The sequence below is a fragment of the Sphingomonas sp. CCH5-D11 genome (assembly GCF_001557395.1).
Classification (GTDB): domain Bacteria; phylum Pseudomonadota; class Alphaproteobacteria; order Sphingomonadales; family Sphingomonadaceae; genus Sphingomonas.
Genome location: NZ_LSKH01000159.1, coordinates 1 through 13577, shown reverse-complemented (window position 1 = coordinate 13577; position 13577 = coordinate 1). Strand labels below are relative to the sequence as shown.

Here is a 13577-nt window from a genome sequence, read left to right as displayed (position 1 = left end):
CCTCCCCCCCTTGGCGCAGGGCCGCACCGCTGATGTGAAGGCAGCCAGCAATCACAGGAGGGCTAGATGCTCGACAATAATCTGAAGACCCAGCTCAAGGGCTATCTCGCCAACATTCGCCAGCCGATCGAGCTGGTCGCCTCCGCTGACGATCGCGCCAAGTCGCGCGAGATGCTGGAGCTGCTGGACGAGATCGCCGCCCTCTCCGATGACGTCACCGTCATCCGCGCCGATGACGACCAGCGTCGCCCCTCTTTCCTCATCCGCCGCACCGGCACTGACGTCGCCGTGCGCTTCGCCGGCGTGCCGATGGGCCATGAGTTCACCTCGCTCGTCCTCGCCCTGCTCCAGGTCGGCGGCCATCCGTCGAAGCTGTCGCAGGAGGTGATCGCGCAGGTCCAGGCGCTCGACGGCGACTATCAGTTCGAAAGCTATTTCTCGCTCACCTGCCAGAACTGCCCGGACGTGGTGCAGGCGCTGAACCTGATGAGCGTCCTCAATCCCCGCATCCGCCACGTCGCGATTGAGGGCGGCGCGTTCCAGGGCGAGGTCGAGGCGCGGCAGATCATGTCGGTGCCGGCGATCTTCCTCAACGGCGAGCCGTTCGCTCAGGGGCGCATGGATGTGGAGCAGATCCTCGCCAAGCTCGACACCGGCGCTGCCGCGCGTACCGCGGAAAAGATCGCCGCCAAGGAGCCGTTCGAGGTTCTGGTGGTCGGCGGGGGCCCCGCCGGCGCGGCGGCGGCGATCTATTCGGCGCGCAAGGGCATCCGCACCGGCATCGCGACGGAGCGGTTCGGCGGCCAGGTGCTCGACACCATGTCGATCGAGAACTTCATCTCGGTCAGCCACACCGAAGGCCCGAAGCTGGTCGCGCAGCTCGAGCAGCATGTCGGCGACTATGACGTCGACGTGATGAACCTGCAGAAGGCGGCGAAGCTTGTTCCCGCAGCCCGCGAGGGCGGCCTTCATGAAGTGACGCTGGAAAGCGGCGCGACGCTGAAGGCGCGCACGGTGATCCTGTCGACCGGCGCACGCTGGCGCCAGATGAACGTGCCGGGCGAGGACGCTTATCGCAACAAGGGCGTGACCTACTGCCCGCACTGCGACGGCCCGCTGTTCAAGGGCAAGCGCGTCGCGGTGATCGGCGGCGGTAACTCGGGCGTCGAAGCGGCGATCGACCTTGCCGGCATCGTCGCGCACGTCACGCTGATCGAGTTCGATCGCGATCTGCGCGCGGACGCGGTGCTCCAGCGCAAGCTTGCCAGCCTGCCGAACGTGAAGGTCATCACCTCTGCGCTCACCACCGAGGTGAAGGGCGACGGCAGCAAGGTGACCGCGCTCTCCTACAAGGATCGCAACCACGACACGCTTCACGAAATCGAGCTGGAGGGCGTGTTTGTCCAGATCGGCCTCGTCCCCAATACCGAATGGCTGAAGGACGCCGTCGCGCTCTCCACGCGCGGCGAGATCGAGGTGGATCATCGCGGCGAGACTTCCCAGCCGGGAATCTTCGCCGCCGGTGACTGCACCACCGTGCCCTACAAGCAGATCGTGATCGCCATGGGCGAAGGCTCCAAGGCGTCGCTCTCTGCCTTTGACTATCTCATCCGCCTGCCGGCCGACCTCGCCGAGGCGGCCTGACCGCTCCGGCCCGATGCCACCACCGGCATCGGGCCACTGCCGGTCCGCCCTTTGCCCCGATATCACCGACGACAGCGCCTGCCAGTCGGTACTTCCGATGCGCCCGTCCCCCATCCTCCCTTGTCATGACGCCGCCGTAATGCTCCTGCCATAAGCGGGGCGACAGAAGGGGAGCGACACCATGACCTATCTCGTCACCGGCGCGGCCGGCTTCATCGGCGCGGCCGTGGCGCACCGGCTGCTGGACCGTGGCGAGACGGTCGTCGGGATCGACAATTGCAACGATTATTACCCCGTGCAGCTCAAGCGGGATCGGCTGGCGCTGTTGACGGCGCGGCCGGGCTTCACCTTTGCCGAAGTCGACATCGCCGATAACGCCGCGCTCACCGCCGCGCTGGCGCCGCACCGGATCAGCCACATCATCCATCTCGCCGCGCAGGCGGGCGTGCGCTACTCGCTCACCAATCCGCATGCCTATGTGCAGTCGAACCTGGTCGGGCAGGTCAACATGCTCGAATATGCCCGCAATCTCGATGGCTTGGTGTCGATGAGCTACGCCTCGTCCAGCTCGGTCTATGGCGGCAATACCAAGCTGCCCTTTGCGGAAGACGATCGGGTGGACGGCCCCATCTCGCTCTACGCCGCGACCAAGAAGGCGGACGAGCTGATGGGCAATGTCTATGGCCATCTCTACCGCCTGCCGCTGACCGGCCTCCGGTTCTTCACCGTTTATGGCCCGTGGGGGCGGCCGGACATGGCGCTGTGGCTGTTCACCGACGCTATTCTAAAGGGCAAGCCGATCCGCGTGTTCAACAACGGCGACATGAGCCGCGACTTCACCTTCATCGACGATATCGTCTCGGGCGTCGTCGCGGTAACGGACAGCCCGCCCGTCGATGGCGGCACCAACCCGCCGCACCGCGTCTACAATATCGGCAACAACAAGCCCGAACAGCTCTTGCGCATGATCGACGTGCTCGAGGATGCGATCGGCATCAAGGCGGTGCGCAGCCTGGAGCCGATGCAGCCCGGCGACGTGCCCGCGACCTATGCCGACATCACCGCCATCGCCCGTGACCACGGCTTCGCGCCGACCACCCCGATCGAGGTCGGCATTCCGCGCTTCGTGGACTGGTTCAAGGAATATCACGGCCTGAACTGAGTGGTACGGTCGCCCTACTCACCCGTCATCCCGGACTTGATCCGGGATCCATGGTTCCGCGCACACTGACGCCGAAGCGGTCGCGGCATGTTGGATCCCGGATCAAGTCCGGGATGACGGCCTGCACGTGGCAAACGACCGCTTCTCATCGCTGTCCTACACGCCCCACACCAACTATGTTCCCCTTACGTTCTCACAACGGAGGGGCATCATGATCGACGATCTTATCCACGCCGTGATCGACCGCGAGGGTGGCTACAGCAACCACCCGGCCGACCGCGGCGGCGCGACTCGCTGGGGCATCACGGAAGCGGTCGCCCGCGCCAACGGCTATGCCGGCGAGATGCGCCATTTCGCGCGTGAGGCCGCCGCCGCGATCTACCGCCGCATCTATTGGCAGCGTCCGCGCCTCGACGATGTCGCGGAGCGTGCGCCGCTGATCGCCGCGGAACTGTTCGACACCGGGGTCAACATGGGTCCGGCCGTCGCCACCGGCTTTCTCCAGCGCGCGCTCAATGCGCTCAATCGCGGCGCGCGTGATTACCCCGACGTGCTGCTCGACGGTCGCATTGGCCCGCAGACGCTGGCCGCGCTGGACCGCTTTCTCGCCATCCGCGGCGCGGCCGGCGAAACCGTGCTGCTCAAGGCGATCGAGGCGCTACAGGGCGAACGCTACCTCTCGCTTGCCGAGCGCCGCCCCGCCGATGAGGCATTCCTCTACGGCTGGCTCGCCAACCGCCTCGGCTGAAGGAGAAGGTCCATGGCATTGCTCGATGCGATCATCGGTCCTGTCGCCGGGCTGATCGACAAGATCATTCCCGATCCCGCGGCGCGCGAGGCGGCAAAGCTCGAATTGCTGCGGCTCGAGGGCTCGCAGGAACTCGAACGTATCAAGACCCAGATGGCTGCGGTACTGGCGGAGGCCGGCTCGTCCGATCCCTGGACCAGCCGCGCCCGACCGAGCTTCCTGTACGTCATGTACGTGCTGCTGCTCTGGTCGATCCCCATGGGGATCATCGCCGCGGTCAGCCCGATTACCGCGCGGACGATTGCGGGCGGCATGAACGCCTATCTCGCCGGCATCCCCGAGCCGCTCTACGCGCTCTTCGGCACCGGCTATCTCGGCTACACGGTCGCGCGAGAATGGGGAAAGGCGAACGGGCGGTAACTCGATCCCTTTTATGCGCGAGGTTCGTGAAGTTTGACGTGGATTGCCACCACACACCCCGTTCGTCCTGAGCTTGTCGAAGGACGTGTCCCAGACGATGCGCCTGGCCACACGCACGTCGACAGGCTCAGTGCAAACGGCATGATGAGGGCCCTGGCAGGGGCACTGTTGTATCCGTGCCCCGCACCCTACATCCGCTCCCATGAGTGAACAAAGCAGCATGCCGGTGTGGCACGGCACGACGATCCTTTCGGTGCGGCGCGGTGGCAAGGTGGTCGTCGCGGGAGACGGCCAGGTTTCGATGGGGCAGACGGTGATGAAGCCGAATGCGCGCAAGGTCCGCACGCTCGGTCCGGAGGGCAAGGTGATCGGCGGTTTCGCGGGCGCCACCGCCGACGCCTTCACCCTGTTCGAGCGGCTCGAGGCGAAGCTGGAGCGCCACCAGGGCCATCTGATGCGCGCCGCGGTGGAGCTGGCCAAGGACTGGCGCACGGACAAGTATCTGCGCAACCTGGAGGCGATGATGATCGTCGCCGACAAGGATGTGTCGCTGATCCTCACCGGCAATGGCGACGTGCTGGAGCCGGAGGCGGGCATTGCCGCAATCGGTTCGGGCGGCAATTACGCGCTCGCCGCGGCGCGGGCGCTGGTTGATTACGAACAGGATGCCGAAACGATCTGCCGCAAGGCGATGGGCATCGCTGCCGAGGTCTGCGTCTACACCAATGACCGGCTCGTAGTTGAGACGCTCGACAGCGCGAGCTGAGCCTAGTTGGGCGAACTTCCTTCTCCGTTCGCCCTGAGCCTGTCGAAGGGCGTGTCCCAAGCGACTCCGCCCGCGGCACGTGCTTCGACCCGCTTGGCACAAACGGACGGGGGCAATTCACGGCAGACGCTAAGCGCTTGTCTTTGCCCCCGTGTCCGTCCAATCACGGCGCCCATGATCCTTCGCACTTCCACCGCCGGGCGCTGGATGGCGGCCGGCGTCGCGGCGCTATCGCTTGTCGCCTGCTCGCAGGGTGACGCCCGTCCCAAAACGGCCTCGTCCAAGGCACCGCCGCAGCCTTATTCGCGCGATCCCTATCCTTCCACCTACCGCGCCTATCCCGGCGTGCCGACGGTGGTGCGCAACGTCACCATCTTCGATGGCGAGGGCGCGCGGATCGACAATGGGCAGGTGCTGTTCGCCGACGGCAAGATCGTGGCGGTCGGCACGAGCGTGAACGCACCGGCGGACGCACAGGTGATCGACGGCACCGGCAAGTGGGTGACCCCCGGCGTCATCGACATCCACAGCCACCTTGGCGATTACCCCACCCCCAGCGTTCAGGCGCACAGCGACGGCAACGAGGCGACCGGTCCGATCACGGCGGACGTTTGGGCCGAGCATAGCGTATGGCCGCAGGATCCGGGCTTCAGCCGCGCACTGGCAAACGGCGGCGTCACCACGCTGCAGATTCTGCCCGGCTCGGCGAACCTCATGGGCGGTCGCTCGGTCACGCTGAAGAACGTCTATTCGCGCACCATGCAGGGCATGAAGTTCCCCGGCGCGCCTTACGGCCTGAAGATGGCGTGCGGCGAGAATCCGAAGCGCGTCTATGGCTCCAAGAACCGCCAGCCTTCCACCCGGATGGGCAATGTTGCGGTCGACCGCGCGACCTGGGCGAAGGCGCAGGATTATCGCCGCAAGTGGGACATGTATGAGGCCGATGGCGGTGAGCCGCCGTCGCGCGACATCGCCATGGATACGCTGCGCGGCGTGCTCGCGGGCGAGATCCTGATCCAGAACCACTGCTATCGCGCCGACGAAATGGCGATCGTCGAGGATATGGCGAAGGAGTTCGGCTACAAGGTCACCGCCTTCCACCACGCCGTGGAAGCGTACAAGATCGCCGACATCCTGAAGGCGAACGGCACCTGTGCCGCCGTCTGGGCCGATTGGTACGGTTTCAAGATGGAGAGCTATGACGGGATCGGCGAAAATCTCGCGATCCTGGAAAAGGCCGGCGCCTGCGCCATGATCCATTCGGACGACGAGAACGGCATCCAGCGGCTGAACCAGGAAGTGGCAAAGGTGCTCGCCTCCGGCCGCCGCGTCGGCATCGACATCGCGCCCGAAGTCGCGTGGAAGTGGCTGTCGCTCGGCCCGGCGAAGGCGCTCGGCATCGCCGACCGGACCGGCAGCCTCGTGCCCGGCAAGATGGCGGATGTGGTGCTGTGGAACGGCAATCCGTTCAGCGTCTATACGCGCCCCGACAAGGTCTGGATCGACGGCGCGCTGCTGTACGACGCCCATGATCCCAAGCGTCGCCCGGTGAGCGACTTCGAACTTGGCCAGCCCGGCTCGGGAGACGTCAAGTGAAGCGCGCCCTGCTCCTCCTCGCCACCATGCTGGCGACGCCCGTGGCCGCGCAGACGGTGGCGATCACCAATGCGACCGTCGCGATCGGCGATGGCTCTGCCCCTATCGAGGGCGGCACCGTCGTGTTCCAGAACGGCCGCATCGTCGCCGCCGGCGTCGGCGTCGCGGTGCCTGCGGGCGCTGAAGTGATCGACGGGCGCGGCAAGTGGGTCGCCCCCGGCTTCGTCGCTGGCTTCAGCGACCTTGGCATCACCGATGCCGCCGGCGTGCAGGAAAGCAACGATGCCGGCGCTCGCACCGCTCCGTTCAACGCCGCGATCGACGTGTCGGTGGCGATCAATCCGGCCGAGGTGAAGATCGCCAATGAGCGGCTCGGCGGCGTCACCCGCGCTTTGGTCGCGCCGGAGGCCGCCGGATCGATCTTCGCCGGCCAGGGCGCGGTGATCGACCTGGGTGATGATCCGCAGGCGGTGTTGCGCCCGCGTGCCTTTCAGTTCGTGGAGCTGGGCGAGGGCGGCGGGCGGCTCGCCGGCGGCTCCCGCCCGGCGGCCTATGCAGCGCTGCGCGACGCCTTTACCCAGGCGCAGGACTATCGCCGCAACCCCGCCGGCTTTGGCGGGCGCGAGAAGGAATCCTTGGTCAAGCGCGGCGATGCCGAGGCGCTGCTGCGCGTGCTCGACGGCGCCGTGCCGCTGGTCGTTCATGTCGAGCGCGCCAGCGACATCCTCACGGTGCTTGCCCTGCCGCGTGATTATCCCAAGCTGAAGCTGGTGCTGACCGGCGTCAGCGAAGGCTGGATGGTCGCGCGCGAGATCGCCGCCGCGCGCGTGCCGGTAATCGCCGCTGCGCTTGCCGATCTGCCCGCGCACTTCGAATCGCTCGGCGCGACGGAATCCAACGTCGGCCGCATGCGCGCCGCCGGCGTTCAGGTGGCGCTCGCCTCCACCGGCAACAACGGCGGTGAGCACAATCTGCGGCAATATGCCGGCAACCTCGTCGCGATCACGCAGATACCCGGCCATACCGGGCTGAACTGGGGCGACGCGCTGGCGTCGATCACCTCCGGCCCGGCGGCGGCGCTTGGCATGGATGGGGAGATCGGCTCGCTGCGCGTCGGCCGCCGCGCCGATGTGGTGCTGTGGGATGGCGATCCGCTGGAGATTTCCTCCGCGCCCACCGCGGTATGGATCGATGGCCGGCCGCAGCCGATGCGCTCGCGCCAGCTTCAGCTGCGCGACCGGTATCTCGTGCCCACCGAGGGCGCACTGCCAAAGGCATATGAGCGCTGAGGATTTGTGACGTTTAGCCGCTCCGTCATGCCGGGCGCGTCCCGGCATCCACCTGACCGTGCATTTGCCGGCGTCGGGCTCGCGGCACGGTGGAGGCCGGCACAAGGCTGGCATGACGTTGTGCGATTGGCTCGCTCCACACCCCTGCGTCATCCCGGACTTGATCCGGCATCCAACGTGCCGCGCAGACTGTCGCCTCGGCGTTCGCGCAAGCATGGACCCCGGATCAAGTCCGGGATGACGATCTGGATAGGCTTGCATCCCCGGAGTAATGTTCGCCCTGAGCTTGTCGAAGGGCGTGCCCCGGCCGAGCCGCACGGGACACGTGCCTCGACACGCTCAGCACGAACAGTGATGGGATTGCCCGCGTGACCGCCGAGATCGGCCTCATCGCGCTTTGGCTCGCGGCGGCGCTTGCGGCGATGCAGCTCGCGCTGGCCGCCATCGCCGTCCGTCGCGGCGATGACGTGATCGCCACCGCGGTTCGGCCGGTGGCGGTGGTCCAGGGCGGTCTGGCGCTGCTTGCCATGGCGGCGCTGGTCCGCGTGTTCCTGTTGTCGGACATGTCGGTAGCGCTGGTCGTCGCGAACAGCCATTCGGCCAAGCCATGGCTTTACAAGTTCGCCGGCGCGTGGGGAAACCATGAAGGCTCGATGCTGCTGTGGGTCACGATCCTCGGATTGGCGGGCGGCGCGGTGGCGCTGCTGGAACGCCGCTTGGCGGAGCGGACGCTGACGGCAACGCTCGGCGCGCAGGCCGCCATCGCGCTCGGCTTCTACGCCTTTCTGCTCTTTTCCTCGAACCCCTTCGCGCGCCTCGGCGATGCGCCGCCCGACGGACAGGGCCTCAACCCCCTGCTGCAGGATCCCGGCCTCGCCTTCCACCCGCCGACGCTCTACGCCGGCTATGTCGGCCTGTCGGTTGCCTTCTCCTTCGCAGTCGGCGCGCTGGTCACGCGCGACGTGGGGCCCGCCTTCGCCCGCGCGATGCGCCCGTGGGTGCTCGCCGCCTGGGTGTTCCTGACTGTCGGCATCACGGCCGGCAGCTATTGGGCCTATTACGAGCTCGGCTGGGGCGGATGGTGGTTCTGGGATCCGGTCGAGAATGCCTCACTGATGCCCTGGCTCGCCGCCACCGCGCTGCTCCATTCGGTCAGCGTGCTGGCGACGCGCGACGGCCTTCGCGCCTGGACAGTGATGCTGGCAGTGATCGCCTTTTCCATGTCGATGCTCGGCACCTTCCTGGTCCGCTCGGGCATCCTGACCAGCGTCCACGCCTTTGCCGTGGATCCGGAGCGCGGCACCTTCATCCTCATATTGCTGGCGATCTACATCGGCGGCGCGCTGGCGCTGTTCGCGGCACGGATTGGCCTGGTACGCGCCGGCAACACATTCGAGCTGGTGAGCCGCGAGGGGAGCCTTGTCGCGAACAACCTGCTCCTGTCCGTGATCCTCGGCATCGTCCTGATCGGCACCTTCTACCCGATCTTCGCCGCCGCCATGGGCACGCAGCTGTCGGTCGGCCCGCCCTTCTTTGAAAAAGCCGCCGGCCCGATCGCTTTGGCGTTGGTCGTGGTCATGGCGGCGGGCCCGCTGCTCCGCTGGCGGCGGGACAGCATGGCGGCGGTGGTGAAGCGCATGGGCTGGCCGATCGCCATCACCGGGGCAAGCGGCGTCGCGCTCGCCCTGCTGGCAGGCTGGTTCGGGCTGTTGCCGATGCTTGGCATCGCCCTCGCCGCAGGCCTTGCGGTGGCTAGCGTCGTGCCGCTGCTCGGGCGCAATCTCCTGCGCACGCCCCTGTTCGTTTACGGCATGGTGCTGGCGCATCTCGGCATTGCCGTCAGCCTCGCCGGCATGGCGGCCTCCAGCGCCTTCACCAGCGAAACACTGGTGGCGAAACGCATCGGGGAGAGCGCCGGCGTGGGCCCGTATCGCGTCACCTTGCGCGGCATCCGGCCAGTGATCGGCGACAATTGGACCGCGCTCGAAGCACGGCTGGAGGTGCAGCGTGGTGACGGCGCGCGCGGCGTGCTGGCGCCGCAGTCTCGCTTCTTCTCCAACCCGCCCACTACCACCAGTGAGAGCGCCATTCTCACCGCGCTCGACGGGCAGCTCTACACCGTACTCGGACAGTCCGATGGTCAGGGTCGCTGGCAGCTTCGCTTGTGGTGGAAGCCATGGGTCACGCTGATCTGGTTCGGCGGCATGATGATCGCGCTGGGCGGCGCGCTGTCGATCCTTGGCCATTGGCTGCGCGACCGGCGACAAAAACGGCGCGCGCAGGATCTGGCGGATCAGCTCGCCGGCGCGGAGGGTTGGGCGGCATGAGGCGCTGGCTGCTCTGGTTGCCGCTCGCGGTCTTCGCGATCGTGATCGTCTTCGCGGTGCGCGAGCTGCGCAAGCCGAGCGACCGGACGGTCTATTCGGCAATGGTCGGCAAGCCGGTCCCCTCGTTCGATCTGCCCCCCGTCGTCGCCGGCAAGCCCGGCCTCTCGGCGGGCGACCTGCGCACCGGGGAGCCGCGCCTGCTCAACATCTTCGCCAGCTGGTGTGTGCCCTGCATCGCTGAGGCGCCGCAGCTGATGAAGCTGAAGGCCATGGGCATCCCGATCCACGCCGTCGCGATCCGCGACAGCGAGGTCGCGATCGCGCAGTTCCTGAAGCGGCGCGGCGATCCCTATGCCCGCATCGGCGATGACCGCGACAGCCGCGTCCAGCTGTCGCTAGGCTCGTCGGGCGTCCCCGAGACATTCGTGGTCGACGGACGGGGAATCATCGTGAAGCAGCATGTCGGCGACATCCGGGAGGAGGACGTCGCCGCGCTCGCCCAGGCATGGCGGGACGCGCGATGAGCCGCAGGAGCCCGCCCCGCGGCAGGAGCGTGCGTCGCGGTACGGGCGTGCTTCGCGGCAGCGCCTGGCTGTTGTGCATGGCCCTGCTGGCCGTGGCCGCGCCCGCTCCCTCTCAGCGCCCGCCCGCCGACTACGCCAACGTCCAGCTGCCCGATCCCGCCAAGGAAGCGGAGGCGACTGCGCTGATGGCCACGCTGCGCTGCCTCGTCTGCCAGGGACAGGCGATCGTCGACAGCGATGCCGACATGGCCGGCGACATGCGCAGCCTGGTGCGGCAGCGGATCGCCGCCGGTGACAGCGCCGATGAGGTGCGCGACTGGCTGATCACCCGCTACGGCGATTACGTCACTTATGATCCGCCGGTCAGCGCCGTCACGCTGCCCCTGTGGCTGGCGCCGATCGTCCTACTGGCCTTCGGCCTGTGGATCGCGCGGGCAAGCTTTCGCCGCCGGAACAAGTAGCGAAATAGGACTGGATTCTGTCGTGAGCCCGGCATAGCTTCCCCAGAACAAAAGTTATGGGGGAGGGTGCGGCATGGCCGTGACGCTTTGGGATCACCCGCTGTCGCCTTATGCGCAGAAGGTGAAGATCGCGCTGCGCGAGAAGGGCGTGGCTTATGAAACCGCGGTGCCGGGCGGGATCGGCGTCGGCGGCGCGGCGGGGGATTTCGTCGCTGCCAACCCCCGCGCGGAGGTTCCCGCGCTGATCCATGACGGGTTCGGCATCTTCGATTCCACCATCATCCTCGAATATATCGAGGATGCCTGGCCGGAGCCGTCACTGCTCCCGGCGAGCCCTGTTGATCGCGCCCGCGTCCGCATGATCGAGGAAGTGGTCGACACCCATCTGGAGGCGGTGAACTGGGGCCTGTCGGAATTGCGCTGGTTCCGCCGCGCCGAAGGCCCGCTGGGCGAGGAACTGAGCGCCCGCGCCGGCGGACAGGTGCGTGGCTATTTCGCTTGGCTGGAACGCGAGCTTGGGGATCGCGAATGGTTCAACGGCGACGGCTTCGGCTGGGGTGACCTGTCGGTCGTGCCTTATGTGAACGGGTCCGTCGGCCATGGCATCGCGCCGGAGCCGGGCTCCCGCCTCGCCGCCTGGCTGGCGCGCGCGAATGATCGTCCCTCCGTCCGCGAAACCGTGGCGGAGGCAGCTGCCGTCGCCTCCACCGGCGGCATGGGCGATGTCGCCAAGCTGCTGGAACAGGGCCTGTTCAAGCGGGAATATCGCGATCACCGGCTCGAATGGATGGTGAAGTCCGGCGGGCTGGAGGTCGTGTCGCAGGGCATGGCGCGCGGCAACATCCGCTTCACGCCAGACCTCGCCTGAATTCGGAGCAGCAGATGCATCTCGTCAGCGACCATATCATCGAAGGGCGCGAAGGCCCGACGTTCGACCGCGCCTATCCGATCCTCAAGGATGTCGATCTCACCGACATCCGCCGCTTCACCGCCGGCCAGCCATGGGGCGATTACGCCCGCATGCGCGCCGACGCGCCGGTGATGTGGCATCCCATGCCGCGCGATGGCGTCGGCTTCTGGGCCGTCACCAGCTTCGAAGGGGTGAAGCGCGTCAATGGTGATCCGCAGACCTTCAGCAGCGAAAAGGGCGGCATCCTGATGGCATTGGGCCCGCAGGAGACGCGCCACCCGATCCTCTTTTCCGCTTCCACCAATTCCATGATCAACCTGGACGCCCGCCCGCATCGCGAGCTCCGGCGCGAACACATGCCCTATTTCACCGCCACCTATATCAAGGGGCTGCGGGATCGCGTGTCGGCGGAGGTGACCCGCCTGCTCGACACCATGGCGCCGCTCGGCAAATGCGACCTCGTGGAGAAATTCTCGCAGCGGCTGCCGATCTTCACCTTGTGCGAAATGCTGGGCGTGCCGGAGGCGGATCGCGAGAAGTTCATCGGCTGGATCCACTTCCTCGAAATGGCGCAGCAGATCGCCACCGAGCAGGCCGAGCAGATGGCCGGCGGCGGGGAGCTCAATCCGCAGATCGCCGCCTTTATCGAGCTGTTCAACAAGAACGTCGGCGAGATGTTCGAATATGGCCGTTACATGCTGGCCAAGCGCCGCGCCGATCCGCAGCCCGATCTGATGAGCGCCATCGCCAATGCGGTGGTGGAGGGCGAGCCGCTACCCGATCCCTATCTTGACGGTGCATGGCTGCTGATCGTCTTCGCCGGCAACGACACGACGCGCAATTCCATCTCCGGCGCCATGAAGCTTTTCACCGAGAATCCGGCGCAGAAGCAGAAGCTGCAGGCCGACGGTAGCCTGCTGACCAATGCCGTGCATGAGATCACGCGCATGGTCTCCCCCGTCATCTACATGCGCCGCACCGCCACCGCGGACACCGAGCTGGAGGGACAGCGGATCGCCGAGGGTGAAAAGGTGATCATGTATTATGGCGCGGCCAACCGCGATCCTGCCATGTTCCCCGATCCCGACCGTTTCGACATCACGCGCGCCAATGCCGAACGGAACATCGCCTTCGGCCATGGCCCGCACATCTGCATCGGCCGCATGACGGCGCAGCTTCAGCTCGAGGAAGCCTATCGGCAGATCTTCGCCCGCTTCCCGGACATCCGCTGGACGGGCGACATGGACATCGCGCCCAACAATTTCGTCCATGCGGTGCGCCGGCTGGAGGTGGAGTTCACCCCGGAGCGCGCGGCCCGGGCGGCATGACGGCGGCGATGGGCGCGCCGCGCTGGGTCACTTTGTGGTTCCGCGGCGCGGCGATCTTCGGCCTACTGGCGCTGCTGCCGCAATATCTGCTGCCGCAACCCGCCGGCGCGGAGCTCGTCGCTTACGGCTTCATCGGGACGGCGGCGGCGTTTCAGCTCGTCTTCTGGGTCATCGGCGGCGATCCCGTTCGCTACCGCGCGTTGATGCTGCCTTCGGTCGCGGAGAAGCTGGCGTTCGGCGTTCCCGCGGTGATCCTGTTCCTGTCGGGCAAGGTTCCCGCGCCCGTCCTGCTGTTCGGCGGGATCGATCTGGCGCTCGGGCTTGGTTTCCTGCTCGCCTGGCGCGCGACGCCCCGGGCCCCCGCGCCGCTGGCGGGGTAGCGCCGCCGGAACAGGCTGACGG

The 13577-nt window shown here is 67.1% G+C and carries 13 protein-coding genes; all 13 read left to right on the top strand.

Annotated features, from left to right (window positions below):
* The first annotated feature begins 66 nt into the window (after window positions 1-66).
* The 13 genes from ahpF (at window position 67) to AX702_RS10045 (ending at window position 13555) form a co-directional block, all read left to right on the top strand.
* Window positions 67-1644 (top strand): alkyl hydroperoxide reductase subunit F, encoded by a 1578-nt coding sequence (ahpF, locus tag AX702_RS10105; protein ID WP_066778996.1) that lies wholly within the window; start codon window positions 67-69, stop codon window positions 1642-1644.
* Window positions 1645-1825: 181 nt separating this feature from the next.
* Entirely contained in the window at window positions 1826-2806 is a 981-nt protein-coding gene (locus tag AX702_RS10100) for an NAD-dependent epimerase/dehydratase family protein (protein ID WP_066778993.1), read from the top strand.
* A 208-nt stretch (window positions 2807-3014) separates the two neighbouring features.
* Entirely contained in the window at window positions 3015-3554 is a 540-nt protein-coding gene (locus AX702_RS10095) for a glycoside hydrolase family 108 protein (protein ID WP_066779009.1), read from the top strand.
* A 12-nt stretch (window positions 3555-3566) separates the two neighbouring features.
* Window positions 3567-3974, top strand: coding sequence for a holin family protein (locus tag AX702_RS10090; RefSeq protein WP_066778992.1), 408 nt, complete (start codon window positions 3567-3569; stop codon window positions 3972-3974).
* Window positions 3975-4194: 220 nt separating this feature from the next.
* Window positions 4195-4740 carry an ATP-dependent protease subunit HslV gene (gene hslV, locus AX702_RS10085; protein ID WP_082746191.1) on the top strand — a complete coding sequence of 182 codons (546 nt, stop codon included), beginning with the start codon at window positions 4195-4197 and terminating at the stop codon, window positions 4738-4740.
* A gap of 207 nt (window positions 4741-4947) precedes the next feature.
* Entirely contained in the window at window positions 4948-6336 is a 1389-nt protein-coding gene (locus AX702_RS10080) for an amidohydrolase (RefSeq protein ID WP_066779006.1), read from the top strand.
* Window positions 6333-7625: an amidohydrolase family protein gene (locus tag AX702_RS10075; protein WP_066778984.1), complete on the top strand. Its 1293-nt coding sequence runs from the start codon at window positions 6333-6335 to the stop codon at window positions 7623-7625. Before AX702_RS10080 ends, AX702_RS10075 begins: the two co-directional genes overlap by 4 nt.
* Window positions 7626-7993: 368 nt before the next feature.
* Window positions 7994-9952 (top strand): heme lyase CcmF/NrfE family subunit, encoded by a 1959-nt coding sequence (locus tag AX702_RS10070; protein ID WP_066778982.1) that lies wholly within the window; start codon window positions 7994-7996, stop codon window positions 9950-9952.
* Complete coding sequence (locus AX702_RS10065; RefSeq protein ID WP_066778979.1) at window positions 9949-10476, top strand: DsbE family thiol:disulfide interchange protein; 528 nt, start codon at window positions 9949-9951, stop codon at window positions 10474-10476. Before AX702_RS10070 ends, AX702_RS10065 begins: the two co-directional genes overlap by 4 nt.
* A gap of 77 nt (window positions 10477-10553) precedes the next feature.
* Window positions 10554-10937 (top strand): cytochrome c-type biogenesis protein, encoded by a 384-nt coding sequence (locus AX702_RS10060; RefSeq protein ID WP_082746192.1) that lies wholly within the window; start codon window positions 10554-10556, stop codon window positions 10935-10937.
* A gap of 73 nt (window positions 10938-11010) precedes the next feature.
* Window positions 11011-11805: a glutathione S-transferase family protein gene (locus AX702_RS10055; protein WP_066778977.1), complete on the top strand. Its 795-nt coding sequence runs from the start codon at window positions 11011-11013 to the stop codon at window positions 11803-11805.
* Between the two features lie 14 nt (window positions 11806-11819).
* Window positions 11820-13175, top strand: coding sequence for a cytochrome P450 (locus tag AX702_RS10050; protein ID WP_066778972.1), 1356 nt, complete (start codon window positions 11820-11822; stop codon window positions 13173-13175).
* Entirely contained in the window at window positions 13172-13555 is a 384-nt protein-coding gene (locus tag AX702_RS10045; RefSeq protein WP_197420559.1) for a hypothetical protein, read from the top strand. The genes AX702_RS10050 and AX702_RS10045 overlap by 4 nt, the downstream gene beginning before the upstream one ends.
* Window positions 13556-13577 lie beyond the last annotated feature (22 nt).

Excerpts from the sequence above, each read along its gene's own strand:
- ahpF (WP_066778996.1), top strand. The coding sequence starts at position 67 with ATGCTCGACAATAATCTGAAGACCCAGCTCAAGGGCTATCTCGCCAAC.
- AX702_RS10100 (WP_066778993.1), top strand. The coding sequence starts at position 1,826 with ATGACCTATCTCGTCACCGGCGCGGCCGGCTTCATCGGCGCGGCCGTG.
- AX702_RS10090 (WP_066778992.1), top strand. The coding sequence starts at position 3,567 with ATGGCATTGCTCGATGCGATCATCGGTCCTGTCGCCGGGCTGATCGAC.
- hslV (WP_082746191.1), top strand. The coding sequence starts at position 4,195 with ATGCCGGTGTGGCACGGCACGACGATCCTTTCGGTGCGGCGCGGTGGC.
- AX702_RS10080 (WP_066779006.1), top strand. The coding sequence starts at position 4,948 with ATGGCGGCCGGCGTCGCGGCGCTATCGCTTGTCGCCTGCTCGCAGGGT.
- AX702_RS10065 (WP_066778979.1), top strand. The coding sequence starts at position 9,949 with ATGAGGCGCTGGCTGCTCTGGTTGCCGCTCGCGGTCTTCGCGATCGTG.
- AX702_RS10060 (WP_082746192.1), top strand. The coding sequence starts at position 10,554 with ATGGCCCTGCTGGCCGTGGCCGCGCCCGCTCCCTCTCAGCGCCCGCCC.
- AX702_RS10055 (WP_066778977.1), top strand. The coding sequence starts at position 11,011 with ATGGCCGTGACGCTTTGGGATCACCCGCTGTCGCCTTATGCGCAGAAG.
- AX702_RS10050 (WP_066778972.1), top strand. The coding sequence starts at position 11,820 with ATGCATCTCGTCAGCGACCATATCATCGAAGGGCGCGAAGGCCCGACG.
- AX702_RS10045 (WP_197420559.1), top strand. The coding sequence starts at position 13,172 with ATGACGGCGGCGATGGGCGCGCCGCGCTGGGTCACTTTGTGGTTCCGC.